Annotated in this window: 16 protein-coding genes; 5 read left to right on the top strand and 11 right to left on the bottom strand. The window is 68.8% G+C overall.

The annotated features are described in order from the left end of the window. Positions 1-9 precede the first annotated feature (9 nt). Both AC3WOH_RS21170 and AC3WOH_RS21165 read right to left on the bottom strand, forming a co-directional pair. Positions 10-1,251: an efflux RND transporter periplasmic adaptor subunit gene (locus AC3WOH_RS21170; RefSeq protein WP_184858478.1), complete on the bottom strand. Its 1,242-nt coding sequence runs from the start codon at positions 1,249-1,251 to the stop codon at positions 10-12. 441 nt (positions 1,252-1,692) lie between these two features. Then, entirely contained in the window at positions 1,693-2,574 is an 882-nt protein-coding gene (locus tag AC3WOH_RS21165; RefSeq protein ID WP_492231295.1) for an alpha/beta hydrolase, read from the bottom strand. Between the two features lie 171 nt (positions 2,575-2,745). Between AC3WOH_RS21165 and AC3WOH_RS21160 the strand changes: the two genes are divergently transcribed. Together AC3WOH_RS21160 and AC3WOH_RS21155 are read left to right on the top strand one after the other, a co-directional pair. Beyond that, complete coding sequence (locus tag AC3WOH_RS21160) at positions 2,746-3,663, top strand: LysR family transcriptional regulator (protein ID WP_492231294.1); 918 nt, start codon at positions 2,746-2,748, stop codon at positions 3,661-3,663. Positions 3,664-3,685: 22 nt separating this feature from the next. Next, positions 3,686-3,964 carry a VF530 family protein gene (locus AC3WOH_RS21155; RefSeq protein ID WP_492231293.1) on the top strand — a complete coding sequence of 93 codons (279 nt, stop codon included), beginning with the start codon at positions 3,686-3,688 and terminating at the stop codon, positions 3,962-3,964. On the opposite strand, the gene AC3WOH_RS21150 is transcribed toward AC3WOH_RS21155, so the two are convergent. Beyond that, the gene (locus AC3WOH_RS21150; RefSeq protein WP_492231292.1) at positions 3,961-4,578 is read right to left on the bottom strand and encodes a DJ-1/PfpI family protein; all 618 of its coding nucleotides are present in this window, start codon (positions 4,576-4,578) and stop codon (positions 3,961-3,963) included. The two genes, AC3WOH_RS21155 and AC3WOH_RS21150, sit on opposite strands and share 4 nt — an antisense overlap. Before the next feature lie 88 nt (positions 4,579-4,666). Here AC3WOH_RS21150 and AC3WOH_RS21145 point away from each other — a divergent pair, with 88 nt between their 5' ends. Further along, positions 4,667-5,998 carry an aminotransferase-like domain-containing protein gene (locus tag AC3WOH_RS21145; protein ID WP_492231291.1) on the top strand — a complete coding sequence of 444 codons (1,332 nt, stop codon included), beginning with the start codon at positions 4,667-4,669 and terminating at the stop codon, positions 5,996-5,998. A gap of 3 nt (positions 5,999-6,001) precedes the next feature. Here AC3WOH_RS21145 and AC3WOH_RS21140 read toward each other — a convergent pair whose 3' ends face one another. Continuing rightward, positions 6,002-6,925: a carbon-nitrogen hydrolase family protein gene (locus tag AC3WOH_RS21140; protein WP_492231290.1), complete on the bottom strand. Its 924-nt coding sequence runs from the start codon at positions 6,923-6,925 to the stop codon at positions 6,002-6,004. An 83-nt stretch (positions 6,926-7,008) separates the two neighbouring features. On the opposite strand from AC3WOH_RS21140, the gene AC3WOH_RS21135 reads away from it, so the two are divergent. Next, entirely contained in the window at positions 7,009-7,920 is a 912-nt protein-coding gene (locus AC3WOH_RS21135) for a LysR family transcriptional regulator (protein ID WP_492231289.1), read from the top strand. A gap of 21 nt (positions 7,921-7,941) precedes the next feature. Here AC3WOH_RS21135 and AC3WOH_RS21130 read toward each other — a convergent pair whose 3' ends face one another. The 3 genes from AC3WOH_RS21130 to AC3WOH_RS21120 form a co-directional block, all read right to left on the bottom strand. Then, the gene (locus AC3WOH_RS21130) at positions 7,942-8,901 is read right to left on the bottom strand and encodes an alpha-E domain-containing protein (protein ID WP_492231288.1); all 960 of its coding nucleotides are present in this window, start codon (positions 8,899-8,901) and stop codon (positions 7,942-7,944) included. Further along, positions 8,901-10,358 (bottom strand): circularly permuted type 2 ATP-grasp protein, encoded by a 1,458-nt coding sequence (locus tag AC3WOH_RS21125; protein ID WP_184858462.1) that lies wholly within the window; start codon positions 10,356-10,358, stop codon positions 8,901-8,903. The genes AC3WOH_RS21130 and AC3WOH_RS21125 overlap by 1 nt, the downstream gene beginning before the upstream one ends. 94 nt (positions 10,359-10,452) lie before the next feature. Beyond that, positions 10,453-13,020, bottom strand: a complete 2,568-nt coding sequence (locus AC3WOH_RS21120) for a DNA internalization-related competence protein ComEC/Rec2 (protein ID WP_492231287.1) — start codon at positions 13,018-13,020, stop codon at positions 10,453-10,455. 145 nt (positions 13,021-13,165) lie between these two features. Here AC3WOH_RS21120 and AC3WOH_RS21115 point away from each other — a divergent pair, with 145 nt between their 5' ends. Next, entirely contained in the window at positions 13,166-13,624 is a 459-nt protein-coding gene (locus AC3WOH_RS21115; RefSeq protein WP_184858458.1) for a RidA family protein, read from the top strand. A 30-nt stretch (positions 13,625-13,654) separates the two neighbouring features. On the opposite strand, the gene AC3WOH_RS21110 is transcribed toward AC3WOH_RS21115, so the two are convergent. The 4 genes from AC3WOH_RS21110 to AC3WOH_RS21095 form a co-directional block, all read right to left on the bottom strand. Further along, complete coding sequence (locus tag AC3WOH_RS21110; RefSeq protein ID WP_492231286.1) at positions 13,655-15,403, bottom strand: methyl-accepting chemotaxis protein; 1,749 nt, start codon at positions 15,401-15,403, stop codon at positions 13,655-13,657. Positions 15,404-15,634: 231 nt separating this feature from the next. Then, complete coding sequence (gene parC, locus AC3WOH_RS21105; protein WP_492231285.1) at positions 15,635-17,992, bottom strand: DNA topoisomerase IV subunit A; 2,358 nt, start codon at positions 17,990-17,992, stop codon at positions 15,635-15,637. Beyond that, positions 17,989-18,828, bottom strand: coding sequence for a lytic transglycosylase domain-containing protein (locus tag AC3WOH_RS21100; RefSeq protein WP_492231284.1), 840 nt, complete (start codon positions 18,826-18,828; stop codon positions 17,989-17,991). The genes parC and AC3WOH_RS21100 overlap by 4 nt, the downstream gene beginning before the upstream one ends. Next, positions 18,806-20,788 carry a DNA topoisomerase IV subunit B gene (locus tag AC3WOH_RS21095; protein ID WP_492231283.1) on the bottom strand — a complete coding sequence of 661 codons (1,983 nt, stop codon included), beginning with the start codon at positions 20,786-20,788 and terminating at the stop codon, positions 18,806-18,808. The genes AC3WOH_RS21100 and AC3WOH_RS21095 overlap by 23 nt, the downstream gene beginning before the upstream one ends. Positions 20,789-20,869 lie beyond the last annotated feature (81 nt).

The following is a 20,869-nucleotide window of genomic DNA, read 5'->3' as shown; positions in this document are numbered from 1 at the left end:
CTCACGGCCTCAGGCGGCAGGCGACTTGGCGGCGCGGGCTTCCTTGCGGTCGGCAGGAATCTCGGCCTTGGCGGTCATGGGGACGGACTGCGGGGCGACGACGGCGCCGGGGCGCACGCGCTGCAGGCCGTTGACGATGATGGTCTCGCCGGCTTTCAGGCCCGAGGTGACCACGCGCAGGCCTTCGATGGGCGCACCCAGCGTGACCTCGCGGTACTCGGCCTTGTTGCCCTCGCCCACCACGAGCACGAACTTCTTGTTCTGGTCCGTGCCCACGGCACGCTCGTTGATCAAAATGGCCTGCGAGCTGCGCGCCTGGCCCATGCGGATGCGCGCGAACTGGCCTGGGATGAGGTCGCCGTCTGCGTTGTCGAACACGGCGCGCACGCGCACGGTGCCGCTCTTGGCATCGACCTGGTTGTCGATGAGTTGCAGCTTGCCCGCGTGTGGCGTGCCGCCCGAGGTGCCGGTGCCCATCTGCACGGGGATGCGCTCGATCAGGGTGCGGGCGCTGGTGCCGGACTTGAGGTCCTGCAGCGCCTTCACCACGACCTGCTCGTCGGTGTCGAAGCTGGCGTAGATCGGGCTCACCGAGACCAGCGTGGTCAGCACCGGGGCGCCGGGGCCCGAGGCCACGAGGTTGCCCTGGGTGATCTCGATGCGGCCTACGCGGCCTGCCACGGGGGCGCGCACCTGGGTGTAGCCGAGGTTCAGGCGCGCGGTCTGCAGCGCCGCCTGGGCGGCACGCAGGTTGGCGTCGGCCTCGCGCTGGGCGTTCTGGCGTTCGTCGTGCTCGCGCTGGGCGATGGCGCTTTCCTGCAGCAGGCGCGTGGCGCGCTCCAGCTCACTGCGGGTGTAGGAGACGCGGGCCTGCGCTGCGGCGACCTGGGCTTCGGCACGGTCGACCTCGGCGGCATAGGGTGCCGGGTCCACGGTGATCAGGAGGTCGCCCTGCTTGACCAGCGAGCCTTCGCGGAAGTGCACGGACTGCACCGCGCCGGAGACGCGGGCGCGGATGTCCACGCGCTGCACGGCTTCGAGCCGGCCCGAGAACTCGTCCCACAGGGAAATGTCCTGCTGCAGCACTGCGGCCACGGAGACGGGCACGGCCTGGGGCTGCGCCGCACCGGCGGTGGCCTGGGCCGATGGCGACTGGAACACCAGCACGGCAGAGGCCGCGACGGCTGCGGCGGCCGTGGCCAGGGTGGCGAGGCCCAGGGGGCGCTTTGGGAAAGGAAGATGGAAGTTCATGGTCACTTTCAGTGGCGGGGCCGTTCTCGTGGAACAGGTCCCGCAGCGGTTTTCAATAGCGGGTGGAGTGGAAGCGGACGAAGTCTGGGCACTGACACGGTGGCAAGGTCAACACTGGCAGCGCGCGGCGGCGGCGTGGGTGTCGGCAGTGGCAGTGCTCCCGGGTGCAGCGGCCTGCAGGTCGATGGTGTTCATAGGCAATTCCTCCGTGTCGTTGATATGGGCAAAACAGATCGTCAAAAAAGCGCGGGCAACAGCCGGTCCGTACCGATCTCGGTCGGCACTTGCACCGGCTCCTGGCCAGTCATGGGCAAAGCCTCTCCCCGCCGGCGCCAATGGCCGGAAATTGCAGGGTGAGCGCCTTGCTCGGAAGGTGGGGTGGCGGGAGTATCGAACCTCAACTTATGTTGAGGTCAACCACATCCTACAAACCCTGGGGTTTCAGGTGGGGGCCGGACATCGGGTGTCCTCGAAAAACTGCCGGATCTGCAGCAGCGCGCCTTCGGCGCAGGGGCATTCGCGCTGCTCGGCCTCCAGGGCCTCGGGCATCTCGCCGGCTTTGGGAAACACATGGCGCCGCACCAGCAGGCCGGCAGACTCGAGCCGCGCGGCATAGGCCAGCGCCTCGTCGTGCATGGGGTCGGTGTCGCCCACCATCACCAGGGTGGAGGGCAGGCCCGCCAGGCGGTGTGCGGTGGCGGGAACGGCATAGGGGTGTTCGGCATCGCGCGGGCAGCGCAGGAAGTTGCGCCAGCCCTCGGTCCATTTGCAGCCGGTGGCATCGCCGGTGGCTTCGCGCACCGAGGCCGTGCCCACGCAGGGGTCGAGCATGGGCGACAGCAGGATCTGGCCCGCCAGCGGCGGGTGCGACTGGTCGCGCGCCATCACCGAGACGGCGGCGGCCAGGTTGCCCCCGGCTTCTTCGCCGGCCAAGTAGATCTGCGCGCCCTGGCCGCCGAGCTTGACGCGGTTGCGAAAGGCCCACTGCAGCACACCGTATCCGGTGTTCACGGGCTGGGGAAACGGGGTCAGCGGGTAGGCCACCGAGACCACCACGGCGCCGGCCTGCTCGAACAGCCCGGCCACGGTGCAGCCGGTGTCGAGGTCGCCCGTGGTGAACGCGCCACCGTGGAAATGCACCACCAGCGGCGAGGGCTTGCCGGGCTGTTTGCGGCCGTAGACGCGCACCGCCACCTCTTCGCCCTTCGCCACCTCAATGGTGGCATCGGTGCGCAGGGGGGCACCCGCGGGCTTGCCGGAGGCCTTGGAAGAGGCCCCGCTGCGGGAAGACGGCGATGTGGACGGCGAACGGTCGGGCGGCATGGCATGGACCCATTGGATTGACGATGGATGAAATGTAGTCCCTGTCGCTCGCCCGATAAACAGGCCAAAACACCACCGCACTGTTTCCAAAACCTCAACAATCGAACAAAGGCCGCATGTGAGAATTACCCTGCACCCACTGGTGGGTGCAACTACAAGGAGAGAACGCCCATGGACCAGATACAGGCCATGCGCATATTCGTGCGGGTGGTGGAGGCCGGCACGTTCACCCGGGCGGCCGATTCGCTGACCCTGCCCAAGGCCACGGTCACCAAGCATGTGCAGGCGCTGGAGGAGCGTCTGCGCGTGAAGCTGCTCAACCGCACCACGCGCCGCGTCACCGTCACGGCCGACGGCGCGGCCTATTACGAGCGCACGGTGCGCCTGCTGACCGACCTGGACGACATCGAGGCGAGCATGACGAATGCCCGCTCGAACCCGCGCGGGCGCCTGCGCGTGGACGTGGGCACGTCGATGGCGCAGTTGCTGATTTTGCCCAACCTGGCGGAGTTCCATGCGCGCTTTCCCGACATCCAGGTGGATCTGGGCGTGAGCGACCGCATGGTGGACCTGATCAGCGACAACGTGGACTGTGTGATCCGCGGTGGCGAGCTGACCGACCAATCACTGGTGGCGCGGCGCATCGGCAACCTCGAATTCATCACCGTGGCCTCGCCCGAGTACCTGGCAAAGAACGGCACGCCCGCGCACCCGCTGGAGATCGAGGAAAAGCACTCCATCGTCGTCTACTTTTCGCCACAGTCGGGGCGCCACTACCCGCTGGAGTTCCGCAAGGGCGAAGAGTCGGTGGACATCACCGGCCCCTACCAGGTCAGTGTGAACGAGGCCAATGCCTATGTGACGGCGGTGGTGTCGGGCCTGGGCATCGGGCAGGTCACGAGCTTCCAGGCCACGCGCCACCTGGAGAACGGCACGCTGGTGCGCCTGCTGCCCGAATGGACGCAGGCGCTGCTGCCGATCTATGTGGTCTATCCGCCCAACCGGCACCTGAGCGCCAAGGTGCGGGCCTTTGTGGACTGGACAGCCGAATTGGTGCAGCGCAACTCGCACCTGCAACGGACGACCTGAGGCGCGCGGGTATGCTCGGGCCATGAGCACCCCCGAGACCCCGCCGCCCGCCCCACCCTCCAAGCCCGCCCAACCGCGCAACCCGCTGCATGGCGTGACGCTGGAGGCCATGGTGGTGGCGCTGGCCGACTACTTCGGCTGGGCCGGGCTGGCCGAGCGCATTCCGGTGCGCTGCTTCCAGCACGAACCGAGTGTGGGCTCCAGCCTCAAGTTCCTGCGCAAGACGCCCTGGGCGCGCGAGAAGGTCGAAAGCCTGTACCTCTTCATGCTGCGCGACCAGAAGCGCAACGGCGAGATCTAAACGGTTTCAACAGCCGGCATGTAGCGCTCGATATGGCCCATGGCACGGGCCACATACTCTTCTTTTTCGCCCACCGGGGCGAAGTAGTGCAGCGCGGCGGCCGCCTCTTCGGCACCCGCCAGGCGCGCAATCACCCATCCCGCCAGGTAGGACGAGGACAGGCAGCCCCCGGCCGTGGCCACATTGCCGCGGGCAAACAGCGGCTGGTCCAGCACGGTCACGCCAGCGGCCTGCACCCAGGGTTTGGTGGTCAGGTCGGTGCAGGCCGGCACACCGTCGAGCAAGCCCAGCTTGGCAAGAACCAGCGCGCCCGAGCACTGCGCGCCCAGCAGCTGGCGCGCGGGGTCAAAGCGCATCTGGGCCATCAGCGCCGCGTCCTCCACCACCTCACGGGTCTGGATGCCGCTACCGACCAGCACGGCGTCTGCATCCTGCGCCCAGGCCAGCGAGGCCTGGTGCGGCTCGACCACGATGCCGTTCATGGAGCGCACGCGCGCCGCAGGGCAAACCAGGGCCACCTCCCAGCCGGGGCGTTTGACCCGGTTGAGGATGCCCAGGGCGATCAGGGAATCGAGTTCGTTGAAGCCGTCAAAGGCCAGCAGGGCGATGCGCATGGTGTTCTCGCAGGGGTGGAAGAATGCGCCATCCTAGGCAGGCCACTTAGTACAATCAAAGAATTGTCATAGATACACTGGGATTGCAATGGGGGTCGTCCGGTACAAGCAGGTCGTCGATGCGCTGGCGGCCGATATCCGCGCCGGCCGGTTGCGGCCCGCCACGCGCCTGCCCACGCACCGCGAACTGGCGACCAGGCACGGCCTGGCACTGGCCACGGCCAGCCGGGTGTATGCGGAACTGGAGGCCATCGGCCTGGTGGTGGGCGAGACCGGGCGCGGCACCTTTGTGCGCGACCCCTCGTACCCGCACCCGGGGGCGGACCTCACCGCGCCGCAGGCCAGCGCCATCGACCTGTCGTTCAACAACCCCAGCGTGCCCGGCCAGACCGAGCAGTTGCGCGAGGCGCTGCGCCAGTTGGCAGCCTCGGGCGACCTGGAATCGCTGCTGCACTACCAGCCCTACGGCGGGCGCCCGCACGAGCGCGCCACCGTGGCGCGGCACCTGCAGTCGCGCTTGCTGAAGGTGACTGGCGAGCAGGTGCTCATCGTCAATGGTGCCCAGCACGGCATGGCCGTCGCTGCGCTGGGCCTGCTCAGCCCCGGTGACATCGTGGCCGTGGACGCCCTCACCTACCCGGGCTTTCGCGTGCTGGCCGAGCGCCTGCGGCTGGACCTGGCGCCCGTGCCTGTGGGCCCCGAGGGCACGGACCTCGACGCGCTGCAGCGCCTGTGCCATGCCCGGCCGGTGCGCGCCGTCTACACCATGCCCACGCTGCACAACCCGCTGGGCTGCGTGATGCCGGCGCGTTCGCGCGGGCGCCTGGCCATGATCGCGCGCCAGCACGACCTGCTGGTGATCGAGGACGCGCCCTATGCCTACCTGGCCGGCGATGCCCTGGTGCCCATTGCCGCGCTCGCGCCGGAGCGCACGGTGTATGTCTCCAGCCTGTCCAAGAACGTGGCCACGGGCCTGCGCTTCGGCTTTGTCGCGGCAGCGCCGGCGCTGGTCCCGGCGCTGGAGCGCGCGATCCGCGCCACCTCGTGGAACACGGCGGGCGTGCTCACCGCCATCGCCTGCGCCTGGATCGAGGACGGCACCGTGGCCCGACTGGAGACCGAGAAACGCGCCGACACCGCGCAGCGCCATGCCCTGGTGACCCAGGTGCTCGGGGGCCTGCCCCTGGTGCGCCACCCGCACTCCTACTTCGTCTGGCTGCCGCTCTGCGACGACCAGCGTGCCGACCGCATTGCCGCCACCCTGCTGCAGCGCGGCGTGACCGTCTCCACCGCCGAGGCCTTTGCCACCACCACCCATGTGCCCCAGGCACTGCGCGTGGCGCTGGGCTCGGTGCCGCTGGAGGAGTTGCCCCGGGCGCTGGCGCTGGTGCGGCAGGCCGTGGAGCAGGATTCGTCCTGACGCTCAGTCGGTGAAGGCCACCGTCTGGCGCGCACGCCGATCCACCTGCAGGGTGAAGATATCGGGCCGCGCATAGTGGCCCACCACGTCGAAGTCATAGCGGGCACGCACCAACTCCTCCACGTCGACCTGCGCGGTGAGCAGGTCGGTGGTGTTCTGCAGCGGGCCGGCAAGCACGTCACCCAGCGGACCCACGATCATGCTGTTGCCGCGGATCAGCGGGCGGTCGGCGTCCCAGCCGGGTGCGTCGATTCCCAGCGCGCGTGGCGAGGGCTGCACCTGGCAGGCGCTGATGACAAAGCAGCGCCCCTCGTGCGCGATGTGGCGCATGGAGCATTGCCAGATATCGCGCTCGTCCACCGTGGGCGCACACCAGATCTGCACACCCTGGGCGTACATGGCGGTGCGCAGCAGGGGCATGTGGTTCTCCCAGCAGATCACACCGCCCACGCGGCCGACGGCCGACTCCACCACCGGCAGCGTGGAGCCGTCACCCTGGCCCCAGATCAGGCGCTCGGTGCCCGTGGGCATGAGCTTGCGGTGCTTGGCCACCAGGCCCTTGTCGGGGTCGATGTACAGCGCCGTGCAGTACAGCGTGCTGCCCGCGCGCTCGATCACACCGAGCACCAGCAGGGCGCCCGTGCGCTGGGCCAGGCCCGCCAGCGCCTCGGTCTCGGGCCCGGGCACGTCGATGGCGCTCGCGAAATAGCGCGCATAGGCCTCGCGCCCCTCGGGCAGGCGGTAGCCCAGGCGCGTGCCGAAGATCTCGCCCTTGGGGTAGCCGCCCAGCAAGGCCTCGGGCATGACGACCAGGCGCGCGCCCGAGGCTTTGATCTCCTCCTCGAAGGCCAGCACGTTGGCCAGGGTCTGGGCGGTGCCCTCGGGGGAGGAGCCGATCTGCAGGGCGGCGACAGTGGAAAGTGCCATGGAAGAACTCCGTTGAAAGATGGGGATGCGCCAGTGTTGCCCGCCCGCTAAGATGAATCAATGCGCTTTCATTGCTGATGGATATGAATGAAATTGATATCGGATTCGACCTCAACGGGCTGCGCGTGTTCGAGGCGCTCTACGAAGAAGGCGGCGCCACGCGCGCCGCGCTGCGCCTGTCGCTGACCCAGTCGGCCGTGAGCGCGGCCCTGGGCCGGCTGCGCAAGGTCTATGGCGACCCGCTGTTCACACGCACCGGCCGGGGCCTGGCGCCCACGCTGCGCGCGCAGGAGCTGCGCCCGGTGATCGGCGAGGCGCTCAACAAATGCCGCGAGAGCCTGGCCCTGGGCACCTCGCCCGCGGCGCGCTACCAGGGCCGCTCGGTGGTGCTGGGCCTGTCGGACGACTTCGAGATCGCCATGGGTCCGTGGCTGGTGCAATTGCTGGCGCAGCATGCGCCGGGGCTGCGCCTGGCCTTTCGCCAGACGCACAGCCAGATCGTGGCCGAGATGCTGATGGCGCGCGAGATCGACCTGGCCATCACGGCCGGCGGCTTTGCCACGCGCTGGCTGAGCCACCGGGTGCTGGGCGAGGGCGGCTATGCCTGTGTGGTCGATGCGCCCGCACCGCTCACGGTGCAGGACTATGTGGCGCGTGACCACATCCTCATTTCATCGGGCGGCTTCATCGGCGTGGTGGACGAGGTGCTGGCCGCCCTGGGCCACCAACGGCGCGTGGTGGCCTCGACCACGCACTTCGCGGCCCTGCCCTACCTGCTCAAGGGCACCCAGGCCGTGGCCACCGTGCCTGTCCACGCCGCCCACGCCATGGCGCGCCTGGCCGGCCTCACGGTGCTGCCCTGCCCCGTGGCCATGCCGCGCTTTGCGGTGGAACTGGGTTGGCGCACCGATGCCCTGCGCGACTCGGCCGTGGCGCAGGTGCATTCGGTGGTGGCAGCCCACTGGGGTACGCTGCCCACGGCCTCGGGCGGCTGAAGCCGCCCGGAGAGCGCGGGTTCAATCGCCCGTCGCGACTAGGAAGTTGCGGCTGATGCCGCCGCCCAGGTCGTTCACGCGGTCCAGGAACTGCGTGAGGAAGGCGTGCAGCCCGGTCGACAGGATCTCGTCGATGCGGCCGTACTGCAGGTCGGCCAGCAGGCGGCCGGCGCGGCGCTGGGTCTCGGACGACTGGTCGTTGGCGAGCACGGCCAGGTTGTCCACCACCTCGCGCATGCTGGCATGCAGCGAGCGCGGCATGTCGCGGCGCAGGATCAAGAGGTCGGCCACCCGGCCCGGGGTGATCACGTCGCGGTAGACCTTGCGGTAGACCTCGAAGGCCGAGACGCTGCGCAGGATGGCGCTCCAGTGGTAGAAATCATTCTCCTGGTTGCGCTCGCTGGCGCGGCCGAAGAAGTCCTTCTTCACGGCGTGGAACTTCACGTCCAGCAGGCGCGCGGTGTTGTCCGAGCGCTCCAGGAAGGTGCCCATGCGCAGGAAGTGAAAGGCCTCGTCCTGCAGCATGGTGCCCAGCGTGACGCCACGCGAGAGGTGCGAGCGGTACTTGACCCACTCGAAGAACTGGCCCGGGTCGCGCTCGAAGGCATCGCCCTTGAGCAGGCGCTGCAGTTCCAGCCAGGTCTGGTTCTGCGTTTCCCAGATCTCGGTGGTGAGCGCGCCGCGCACGGCACGCGCGTTCTCGCGCGCAGCGCGCAGGCAGGAGACGATGGACGAGGGGTTGTTACCATCGCGCACCATGAAGTGCAGCACCCGGTCGGGCGTGACATCACCATGCTTGGCGGTATAGGCGGGGATCAGCTCGCTGATGGACAGCAGGCCCTCCCAGCCCTCCTGTGCCACGGCGGCGGACTGGGGCAGCAGTGAGGTCTCGTAGCTCACATTGAGCATGCGTGCGGTGTTCTCTGCCCGCTCGGTGTAGCGGGACATCCAGAACAGGTGATCGGCTGTGCGGCTGAGCATTACGCGGTCCCTCCTTCTCCAAGCACCCAGGTGTCCTTGGTGCCACCGCCTTGTGATGAATTGACGACCAGCGAGCCCTCCTGCAGGGCCACGCGGGTGAGGCCGCCGGCGACCATCTGCACCTCGCGCCCGCTGAGCACGAAGGGGCGCAGGTCGATGTGGCGCGGCGCGATGCCGGCATCCACATAGGTCGGGCAGCTCGACAGGCTGAGCGTGGGCTGGCCGATGTAGCCCGCCGGGTTGGCCAGCAAGGCGCCGCGGAATTCCTCGATCTCGGCCTTGGTGGCCGCCGGGCCGATGAGCATGCCGTAGCCACCCGCGCCGTGCACCTCCTTGACCACCAGTTCATGCAGGTGGTCGAGCACGTACTGCAGGTCGTCCTGCTTGCGGCACATCCAGGTGGGCACGTTCTTCAGGATGGGCTCCTGGCCCAGGTAGAAGCGGATCATCTCGGGCACGTAGGGGTAGACCGACTTGTCGTCGGCCACGCCCGTGCCCACGGCGTTGCAGATGCCGACGTTGCCTGCGCGGTAGGCCTCCATCAGACCGGCACAGCCCAGCGTGGAGGTGCGGCGGAACACCTGCGGGTCGAGGAAGTCGTCGTCCACGCGGCGGTAGATCACGTCCACGCGCTGCAGGCCGCGCGTGGTGCGCATGTAGACGAAGCGGTCCTTGACCACCAGGTCCTGGCCCTCGACCAGCTCCACCCCCATCTGCTGGGCCAGGAAGGCGTGCTCGAAATAAGCGCTGTTGTGCATGCCCGGCGTGAGCACCACCACCGTGGGCTCATCGGCCGTGGCAGGGGCACTGGCGCGCAGGGTCTCCAGCAGCATGTCGGGGTAGTGGGCCACGGGCGCCACCTTGTGCAGGCTGAACAGGTCGGGGAACAGCCGCATCATCATCTTGCGGTTTTCCAGCATGTAGCTCACGCCGCTGGGCACGCGCAGGTTGTCTTCGAGCACGTAGTACTCGCCCTCGCCCTGGGCATTGGGGGCGCGCACGATATCGATGCCGGCAATGTGGGCATAGATGTTCTGCGGCACCTGCACGCCCGCCATCTCGGGCCGGTACTGGGCGTTGTGGAGCACCAGATCGGCCGGCACGATGCCGGCGCGAATGATGTCCTGCCCGTGGTAGACGTCGTGGATGAAGCGGTTGAGCGCCGTGACGCGCTGCACCAGGCCCTGCTGCATGCTGGACCATTCGTGCGCGGGGATGATGCGCGGGATCAGGTCGAAGGGGATGAGCCGCTCGTTGCCGGCACCGTCCTCGTCCTTGGCGCCGTAGACGGCAAAGGTGATGCCCACGCGGCGGAAGATCATCTCCGCCTCGGCCCTGCGGGCCTGCATCACGTCGGGGGGCTGCTTGGACAACCATTGCGCATAGCGCTTGTAGTGTTCTCGCACGTCGCTGCCATCGAAAGGCAGCATGGCGTACATCTCGTCAAATTTCTGCATGAACAACAGGCCTCCTGCAGGCAGGATAGCAAGTTGTGCGCCCAGTTTCCGAAATCAGCCGACTGCGGCAGTACGCCATCGATGCCTTGCTGCACTAACGCGACAAAGCTGGCACCATGCTGTGCTGCCAGTACCGCTGGCCGGATTCGCGCTGGCAGGCCACCCCTTCGGGCCGCTTGGACGACCAGGTGGCCGCCCCGCAGCGCGCCGACTCCACCACCGCAATCCCACGCGCCTGGTAGCGGGCCAGTACGTCGGGCGCCGGGTGGCCGAAGCGGTTGCGGTAGCCGGCCTGCACCAAGGCGGTGCGCGGCGCCACGGCGTCGAGGAAGCCCCCGGTGGACGAGGTCTTGCTGCCGTGGTGCGGCACCAGCAGCACGTCGGCCTTGAGCGGTGCCTTGCCGGCCACCAGGGCCTGCTCCTGCGCGGTCTCGATGTCGCCCGCCAGCAGCGCCACGGGCGCACCTGCGCCCGCCGCAGCGATGCGCAGCACGCAGCTGGCATGGTTGGCGCGCACCACGGCCCCGGCGCCAGGCGCGGGGTGCAGCACCTCGAAGGCCACGCCGTCCCATTCCCAGCGCTGGCCTGCCAGACAGGGCGTGGCCGGCCGCAGGGCCTGCAGTTCGTGCCCGGCCTCAATGGAGCCCGTGAGCCGCGCGCCGGGCTGCTGGGCCAGCACGGCTGCCGCGCCGCCCGTGTGGTCGGCATCGCGGTGGCTGAGCATGAGCAGATCCACCCGCTCTCCCAGGGCGCGCAGCAGCGGCACCAGCACGCGGTGTCCGGCATCGCTCTCCAGGCTGAAGCGCGGGCCAGCGTCGTACAGCAGGGTGTGGCTGGCGGTGCGCACCAGCACCGCATTGCCCTGGCCGATATCGGCCGCCAGCAGCTCGAACTCGCCCGTCGCGGGCCGGCCCGGCTGCCACCACAGCACCGGCAGCACCAGGGGCAGGGCCAGCAGGCGCAGCCGCCACGGCAGGCGCATGGCCAGCAGCAGACCGCCCGCAAGCGCCGCCGCGCCCGCCCACAGCGGCGCCACCGGCAGGTAGAGCACGGCCATGGGCCAGGTGGCCAGCCACTGCAGCAGGGCGGCCAGGGGCTGCAGGCTCCACAGTGCCAGGTTCCACAAGGGCACGCAGAGCACACCGCCCAGCGCCAGCGGCGTGACCACCAGCGTCACCCAGGGGATGGCCACGAGGTTGGCCACCAGGCCCACCAGCGACACCTGGCCGAACAGCAGCAGGGACAGGGGCGTGAGCGCCAGCGTGACCACCCACTGCTCGCGCAGCAGCGCCAGCACCCGCGCCCGGCCGCGCACCGGTGCGGCGCCCACCGTCCGCGTATCGGTGGCAAAGAGCACCGCCACCGCGACGAAGCTCAGCCAGAAGCCCGCCTGGTACAGCGCCCAGGGATCGACCCAGACCACGGCCGCACAGGCCAGCAACCACACCTGCGGCCAGGGCCAGCGCCGGCCCGAGAGCTGCAGCAGGGCCACGGTGGCCAGCATGGTCACCGTGCGCTGCGCGGGCACACCCCAGCCGCTGAAAAGCGCGTACGCGGCCGCCAGCAGCACCCCGGCCACCAGCGCTGCCGAGGGGGCCGACACGGCCATGCACAGGCGCGGCGAACGGCGCCACAGCGCGCCCACGGCCAGCGCCGCGAGCCAGGCGAACAGGGTGATGTGCAGGCCGGAAATGCTCATGAGGTGCGCCACCCCGGTCGCGCGAAACACGTCCCAGTCGGCCCGGTCGATGGCGCGCTGGTCGCCCGTGACCAGGGCCGCCACCACGCCGGCCATGCGGGCACGCCCCGGGTCATCGGGGTCCAGGCCCGGGGCCAGGCGCGCCAGGATGGCGTCGCGCACCGACTGCCGCGCCTGCTCCACGGGGTATTGCCAGGTGCTGGCCAGGCGCACCGGCGCCTGGTCCTTGGGGCCGGTGCGCACGGTTGCCGTCGCCTGCACGCCCTGCTCCCAGGCCCAGAGCTCGTAGTCGAAACCATGCGGGTTGCTCAGGCCGTGCGGCGCACGCGGGCGCAGGGTCATCTCCCAGCGCTCGCCCGCATGCAGGGTGGGCGGGCGGCGCTGCGGCTCCAGCGGCCGCACCGTGGTGGTGGCGCTGGTGGCGCCGAAGAAGAAGCCTCCGTACCAGGAAACGTCCATGCGTTCGGGCAACTGCACGGCCTTGCGCGCAGGCCCCTCACCCTCGCCCGGCAGCCAGGCCGATTCCACAGCCAGGCGCAGGCGCACGCCCGCCTCGTTGACCTGCGGCATGGCCGCGATGGTGGCGACGACACGGATGTTCTGCCCCTCCAGCGCCGGGTCCAGCGCCCCCCGCTGGTAGACCGTAGCACGCAGGCCCGTGCTGGCAAACAGCAGACCGGCCCCGGCGCAGGCCACCAGCACACGGCACAGCCAGCGCCCCGCAACGCCCGGCGATCGCGCCCACAGGCCCGACAGCATCCAGGCGACGGCGGCGCACGCCAGCACCATCCCATAGCCATGCCATTGCCACAGCACGGACTGCTGCAGCTGCAGCGCTGCGCCCACCAGGCTGCCTGACAGCAGCGCGGGCAGGCGCCACAGGGCCGGCGCATGGCTGCGCAGCGCCGCCACCGCAACGCCGGCGGGGCGGGCTACCACGGCAGCAGCAAGAGGGTCGGACATGCGCGCATGCTAAACCGCGGGCGCAGCAGGCTTTCGCAGCCGGCCCGGGCACGCGGTGTGTAACACTCGCATGCTGACCGACCCGGCGCTACCCGCAGCCCTGCGGCCCCGGCAAGTGAACCATCTCAACCGAAGGACGACGACCATGAGCGTTTACGACAAGCTTTCCGAACTGAACATCACCCTGCCCCCCGTCTCCGTGCCTGCGGCCGCCTACGTGCCCTACGTGCAGACCGGCAACCTGGTGTTCCTCTCCGGCCACATCGCGCGCAAGGACGGCAAGCCCTGGGCCGCCCAGTTCGGCAACAACATCGGCACCGAGGAAGGCAAGACTGCGGCGCGCGCCGTGGCCATCGACCTGCTGGGCACGCTGCATGCCGCCACCGGCGGCGACCTGAACCGCATCAAGCGCATCGTGAAGGTGATGAGCCTGGTGAACTCGACCGGTGATTTCACCGAGCAGCACCTGGTGACCAATGGTGCGAGCGAGCTGTTCGGCCAGGTGTTCGGCGACAAGGGCGTGCATGCGCGCAGCGCCTTCGGCGTGGCGCAGATCCCCATGGGTGCATGCGTCGAAATCGAACTCATCGCAGAGCTGGCCTGATACCTGCCGGGGGCGCATCGCGCCCCGGGTTCAGAACGACTCCCAGTCCTCCTCCGCGCCCTGGGCCAGGGCCGGTGAGCGTGCAGGCGCCGCCTTGGCGGGCGCAGCGGGCTTGGCGGCCGGCTTGCTGGCCGCCTGGGTGATGCGGGGCGCAGCGGTCTTGGTGGCCGCTGCCGCCGGCCTGGCCGCAGGTGTGTGCGCCGCGCGCATGGGCGGTGCCACGCCACCGTAGGCCGCGCCATTGACCTTGAACACCGAGACCACCTGGGCCAGGTGTTCGGCCTGTTCGCGCAGGCTTTGCGCGGCGGCGGCGCTTTGCTCGACCAGGGCGGCGTTCTGCTGGGTCATCTGGTCAAGGTTGCCCACGGCCTGGTTGACCTGCGAGATGCCTGCGCTCTGCTCGGACGATGCGGCGGTGATCTCGCCGATCATGTCGGTCACGCTCTGCACCGAGCGCACGATGTCGGTCATGGTGCTGCCGGCATCGGCCACCAGGCGGCTGCCGGTCTCGACCTTTTCCACCGAGGCGCTGATCAGCGTCTTGATCTCCTTGGCGGCCTCGGCGCTGCGCTGGGCCAGGCTGCGCACCTCGCTGGCCACCACGGCAAAGCCCCGACCCTGCTCACCCGCACGGGCCGCTTCCACGGCGGCATTGAGCGCGAGGATGTTGGTCTGGAAAGCGATGCCGTCGATCACACCGATGATGTCATTGATCTTCTTGCTGCTGTGGTTGATGTCCTCCATGGTGGAGACCACCTGGGTCACCACCGCACCACCGCGCTCGGCCACGCCCGTGGCGCCGGCAGCCAGGGTGCTGGCCTGGCGGGCGCTGGAGGCGCTCTGCGCAATGGTGCTGGTGAACTGCTCCATGGCCGCCGCCGTCTGCTGCAGGTTGCTCGAAGTCTGCTCGGTGCGCGCCGACAGGTCGTGGTTGCCGGTGGCGATCTCGGCACTGGCAATGGCGATGCTGTCGGTGCTCTGGCGCACCTGGTGCACCATGCGCCCGAGCGAATCGCTCATGGCGTACTGCGAGCGCAGCAGGTCGCCGAACTCGTCGCCGCGCGTGACCGAGCCCTGCTCGCTGAGGTCGCCCGCCGCGATCTTGGCCGCCAGGTCATTGGCCTGCGCCAGCGGGCGCTGGATGCTGCCGATCAGGTAGTAGGCGCCCGCAATGATGGCGGCCAGCAGTGCCGCCACGGCCACGGCCGCGATCTTCACCGTGAGCATGCGCGATGCGGACATCTCGGCCAGCCGGGTCTGCGCGGTCGTCTGCTGCAGGTCCACGAACTCGCGCAGCGCCGTGAGGTAGGCCGCGACCGCCGGGTTGTAGGTCTGCTTGACCAGGGTGACCGCCTCGTCGGCCTTGCCATCGGCCTTGAGCTGGCGTGCCTTGCCACGCAGGTCGATCATGGTCTTGCGCGCATCGGCGATCTTGGCCATCTGCGCCTTGTCCACGTCGGACAGGGCCATGCCCTCGAGTGCCTTCTGCACTTCGGTGATCTGCGCCGAGGTGGCGGCGATCACGTCCTTGAATTCGGCTTCGACCGCCGCATCGCTGCTCACGATGAGCGCCTGCGTGCGGGCGGCATTGGTCTCGGTCAGGCCCGCCCAGCGGATGGCAGTGTTCACACGGGTCTGCATTTCGCGCGACACCGCATCGGCCTCGGCCTGCACCTTGGCCGAGCGGTAGGCCGAGAAGCCCACCACGCTGGCCAGCATGACCACGATGAAAATGACGGCGAGCCACAGTTTCTGGGCAATCCGGATGCGTTGGAACATCATGGTCTCCTGTCGTTGTCGATGGTTTCAAGGTCTGCCGGCTTCGGCCGGGAGGGCTTTGCAGCATCGTCGCACAAACGGCATCCACTCCTGCACCGCGCCATAGCAGACACTTTTTTACATATGGTGCGCCCGTTCCCGCCATTCGTCCAATCCGTAGCAACCCGTGGAATGCTGCGGCGCACAAAAAAAGCCACCCCGCAGGGTGGCTTGCGGGCGACGCGGGACCGCTTATTCGACGCGCACCACGGCCGAGGGCTTGAAGCCCAGATCGGCCGCCTTGCCCTTGCGCCCGCGCGCGGCCCGGGCGTTGTTGAGCGAGCGGATCTCCAGCGTCTCCTCGCGCTCCTTGCCGCCCCGGCCGATGCCTTCGATGCGGATGCTGCGCGTGTAGGCCGCGGCACCGGCCAGCGTGTCCTTGGCCTCCAGGTCGATCAGCATCAGGCCGCGTCCGCCATTGGCCATGGTCTTGAGTTCGCTGATCTCGAAGGTCAGGATGCGCCCGCCCACCGAGGCACAGGCCACGTGGGTGGCCGGGGTCAGCGGCTGGGCGCCGGTGGTGCCCGCGGCATGCGAGGGCGGGCAGACGGTCTCGCCCTCACCCAGTGTGAGGAAAGCCTTGCCGCCCTTCTGGCGCGAGACCATGTTCTCCACCGAGGCGATGAAGCCATAGCCGCCCGAGTTGGACAGCAGCAGGCTGGCGCTGGCCGGCCCGGCAAAGTAGTGCAGCAGTTGGGTGCCCGATTCGAGTTCGATCAGCGTGGTCACGGGCTGGCCATCACCACGCGCGCCCGGCAGCACCGACACCGGCACCGAGTACACGCGGCCATTGCTGCCAAAGGCCAGCAGGGTATCGACCGTGCGGCACTCGAAAGTGCGGTACAGACCGTCGCCCGCCTTGAAGGCGAAGCTTGCGGCCTCATGGCCGTGGCCGGTGCGCGCACGCACCCAGCCCTTTTGCGAGACCACCACGGTCACGGGCTCGTCCACCACCTTGACCTCGGCCACGGCCTTCTTCTCGGCCTGGATCAGCGTGCGGCGCGCATCGGCAAAGGTCTTGGCGTCGGCCTCGATCTCCCTGGCCATCAGGCGGCGCAGCGAGCCGGGATTGTTCAGGATGTCTTCGAGCTTGCCCTGGCTTTCGCGCAGGTCCTTGAGGTCCTGCTCGATCTTGATGGCTTCGAGCCGCGCCAGCTGGCGCAGGCGGATTTCCAGGATGTCCTCGGCCTGGCGGTCCGACAGCGCAAAGCGCGCAATCAGCGAGGCCTTGGGGTCCTCGGCCTGGCGGATGATGGCGATCACCTCGTCGATGTTGAGCAGCACCAGCTGCCGCCCTTCGAGGATGTGGATGCGGTCCAGCACCTTGTCCAGGCGGTGCTGCGAGCGGCGGGTGATGGTGGTCTGGCGGAAGGAGATCCATTCCTCCAGCATCTGGCGCAGCGACTTCTGCACCGGGCGGCCGTCCAGGCCCACCATGGTCAGGTTGATCGGTGCCGAGGTCTCCAGGCTGGTGTGCGCCAGGAGGGCGGTGATCAGCTCCTGCTGCGGAATCTTGCCGGTCTTGGGCTCGAACACCAGGCGCACGGGGGCGTCCTTGCTCGACTCGTCGCGCACCACGTCCAGCACGGCCAGCATGCTGGCCTTGAGCTGGGTTTGCTCCTGGCTCAAGGCCTTCTTGCCGGTCTTGACCTTGGGGTTGGTGATTTCCTCGATCTCTTCGAGCACCTTCTGCGAGCTCACGCCCGGGGGCAGTTCGTTGACCACCAGCTGCCACTGGCCACGCGCCAACTCCTCGATCTTCCAGCGCGCGCGCACCTTGAGGCTGCCGCGGCCGGTGCGGTAGGCGTCGGCAATGTCGCCGGCACTGCTGATGATCTGCCCGCCGCCCGGGTAGTCGGGGCCGGGCACCAGGGCCATCAGGTCGTCCTGCGACAGCGAGGGCGTCTTGATCAGCGCAATGCAGGCGTCGGCAATCTCGCGCAGGTTGTGGCTCGGGATTTCGGTGGCCAGGCCCACGGCAATGCCACTGGCGCCATTGAGCAGCGCGAACGGCAGGCGCGCGGGCAGCTGGCGCGGCTCCTCCGTGCTGCCATCGTAGTTGGGCATGAAATCGACCGTGCCTTCGTCGATCTCGTCGAGCAGCAGGCTGGTGATGCGCGACAGGCGTGCCTCGGTGTAGCGCATGGCCGCAGCGCCATCGCCGTCGCGGCTGCCGAAGTTGCCCTGGCCGTCGATCAGCGGGTAGCGCTGGGCAAAGTCCTGCGCCATGCGCACCAGTGCGTCGTAGGCCGACTGGTCGCCGTGCGGGTGGAAGCGGCCCAGCACATCGCCCACCACGCGGGCGCTCTTGACTGGCTTGGCCGCCGTGTTGCGCGTGGGGCCGCTGTAGCCCAGGCCCATGCGGTCCATGGAGTACAGGATGCGCCGCTGCACGGGCTTCAAGCCATCGCAGACGTCGGGCAGGGCCCGGCCCTTCACGACCGAAAGCGCGTACTCCAGGTAGGCGCGCTGGGCGTAGCCGGCCAGGCCCAGGGAATCATCGCCTCCGTCGTCGGAGGCCGGGAAATCGAGAGTGGGTTGGTCGCTCATTCGTTCTTGTGGGATTCAGGTTCAGTCATTGCGGGCGTCTGCGCCACGCGGTCAGGCGGCAGATTGCCCCGGTTCAGGGCGCCACCCTGCAGTTCCATGCGCACGCGGCCCGTGGCGGTGCGCGGGTTCTTCACAGGCGCCGGCGGCTTGAGCTGGGCGTACAGGCCCAGCACGGTGCGCACGTAGTTCTGCGTTTCCTTGTAGGCCGGGATCTGGTTGCCCGCGCGCTGCACGGCGCCCTCGCCCGCGTTGTAGGCGGCCAGCGCCAGGTCCAGGCGCTCGGGGAACAGGTCGAGCAGGTGGCGCAGGTAGCGCGTGCCCGTGGGCACGTTCACGGCCGGGTCGGTGAGCTTCTTCTCTACCGAGCGCTTGGCGTCGGCGCTCACGCCGAAGCGGGTCGCCGTGGCCGGCATCACCTGCATGAGCCCCACCGCGCCCTTGGGCGAGACGGCATCGGCATCGAAGCCCGATTCCGTGGCGATCAGCGCCTGCAACAGTTCGTAGTCCACGTCGTGCCTGGCCGCAGCGGCACGCAGGTGGTGCTTGACGCGCTTGTAGTCCGGCGCGATGTCGAAAAAGGCCAGCAACCGCGCCCCCGCCGGCGGCAGGGCATGGGGCAGAGGCCGCACGTCGGAGGGCCCGTCGCGTGTGGAGTCGAACTCGTTGCCCTTGAAGAACAGCTGGTAGTTGGCATCCACCTGCTCGGACGCGAAGTGCGTCACGCCGCGCGCATCGACAAAGGCCCAGAGGTCGGCGTGGGCGGCCGTCTGCGCCAGGCCCAGCACCAGGCCTGCGCACAGCAGTCGCAGCCGCTCAGATGTCGATCTCGACCGCATCACCATGCAGTTCCATCAGCTCGCGCCGCGAGGCCGCCTCGCCCTTGCCCATGAGCTTGGTGATCAGGCCCTCGGTCGCGGCGAAGTCCATGCCGCCCAGTTCCACGGGCAGCAGGCGGCGGGTGTCGGGGTTGAGCGTGGTTTCCCACAGCTGCTCGGCATTCATCTCGCCCAGACCCTTGAAACGGCTGATCTGGCACTTCTCGCGCGCCACGCCGTCCTTGGCGCATTTGTCGAGGATGGCAGTGAGCTCGCCGTCATCGAGCGCATACATCTTGGCCGCGGGCTTCTTGCCGCGCGCGGGCACGTCCACGCGGAACAGCGGTGGTCGCGCCACGTAGATGTGGCCGGCCTCGATGAGCTTGGGGAAGTGGCGGAAGAACAGCGTGAGCAGCAGCACCTGGATGTGCGAGCCGTCCACGTCGGCGTCCGACAGGATGCAGACCTTGCCGTAGCGCAGGCCCGAGAGGTCGGGCGTGTCGTTCGGGCCATGCGGGTCCACGCCGATGGCCACCGAGATGTCGTGGATCTCGTTGTTGGCAAACAGGCGGTCGCGCTCCACCTCCCAGGTGTTGAGCACCTTGCCGCGCAGCGGCAGGATGGCCTGGCTTTCCTTGTCGCGGCCCATCTTGGCGCTACCGCCGGCCGAGTCGCCCTCGACCAGGAAGACCTCGTTGTGCGCGATGTCGCGGCTTTCGCAGTCGGTGAGCTTGCCGGGCAGCACGGCCACACCCGAGCCCTTGCGCTTTTCGACCTTCTGGCCGGCCTTCTGACGCGTCTGTGCGGCCTTGATGGCCAGCTCGGCGAGCTTTTTGCCGTAATCGACATGCTGGTTGAGCCAGAGTTCGAGCGTGGGCCGCACGAAGCCCGAGACCAGGCGCACCGCGTCACGCGAGTTCAGGCGCTCCTTGATCTGGCCCTGGAACTGCGGGTCCAGCACCTTGGCCGACAGCACGTAGCTGGCACGGGCGAACACGTCCTCGGGCAGCAGCTTGACGCCCTTGGGCAGCAGGCTGTGCAGCTCGATGAAGCTCTTGACGGCATTGAACAGGCCATCGCGCAGGCCGCTTTCATGCGTGCCGCCAGCGCTGGTCGGGATCAGGTTGACGTAGCTCTCGCGCATGGGCTGGCCGTCTTCGGTGAAGGCCACGCACCAGGAGGCGCCCTCGCCCTCGGCAAAGCTCTCGTTGTTGCGGTCGGCATAGCCCTCGCCCTCGAAGAGCGGGATCACCGGGTCGCCACTGAGGGTCTGCATCAGGTAGTCGCGCAGGCCGCCCTTGTACTGCCAGGTCTGGGTGTCGCGGGTCTTCTCGTTGACCAGGGTCACCGACACGCCGGGCATGAGCACGGCCTTGCTGCGCAGCAGGTGGGTGAGCTCGCCCATGGGCAGCGCGCTCGATTCGAAGTACTTGGCGTCGGGCCAGGCGCGCACGGTGGTGCCCTGCTTGCGCTCGCCAGCCTCCAGCGCGCGCGCCACCAGGGGCTCGACCACGTCGCCGGCCGAGAACACCAGGCGCGCGACCTTGCCTTCGCGGTGGCTGCTCACTTCCAGCCGAGTGGCCAGGGCGTTGGTCACGCTCACGCCCACGCCGTGCAGGCCGCCCGAGAAGCTGTAGGCGCCGCCCTTGCCCTTGTCGAACTTGCCGCCCGCATGCAGGCGGGTGAACACCAGCTCGATCACCGGGGCCTTTTCCTCGGGATGCATGCCGAAGGGGATGCCACGCCCGTCGTCCTCGATGCTGACCGAGCCGTCGGTGTGCAGCGTGACCTTGATCTTCTTACCATGGCCGGCCAGCGCCTCGTCGGCGGCGTTGTCCAGCACCTCCTGGATGATGTGCAGGGGGTTGTCGGTGCGGGTGTACATGCCCGGGCGCTGCTTGACGGGCTCCAGGCCCTTGAGCACGCGGATCGAGCCCTCGGAATATTCGCTGGCGGAAACGGAAGACGGTTTGGCAGACATGCGGCGGATTGTAGTGCGGCGGCGCAGCAAAAGCTGTATGAAAAAACAGGTATTTGCCTGTAGAAAGACCGGCAACTGTAC

Source organism: Acidovorax sp. FW305-C-20-28 (assembly GCF_058783375.1).
Note: the sequence above shows the minus strand (reverse complement) of the source record. Positions and strands in the feature narration are given on the sequence as shown.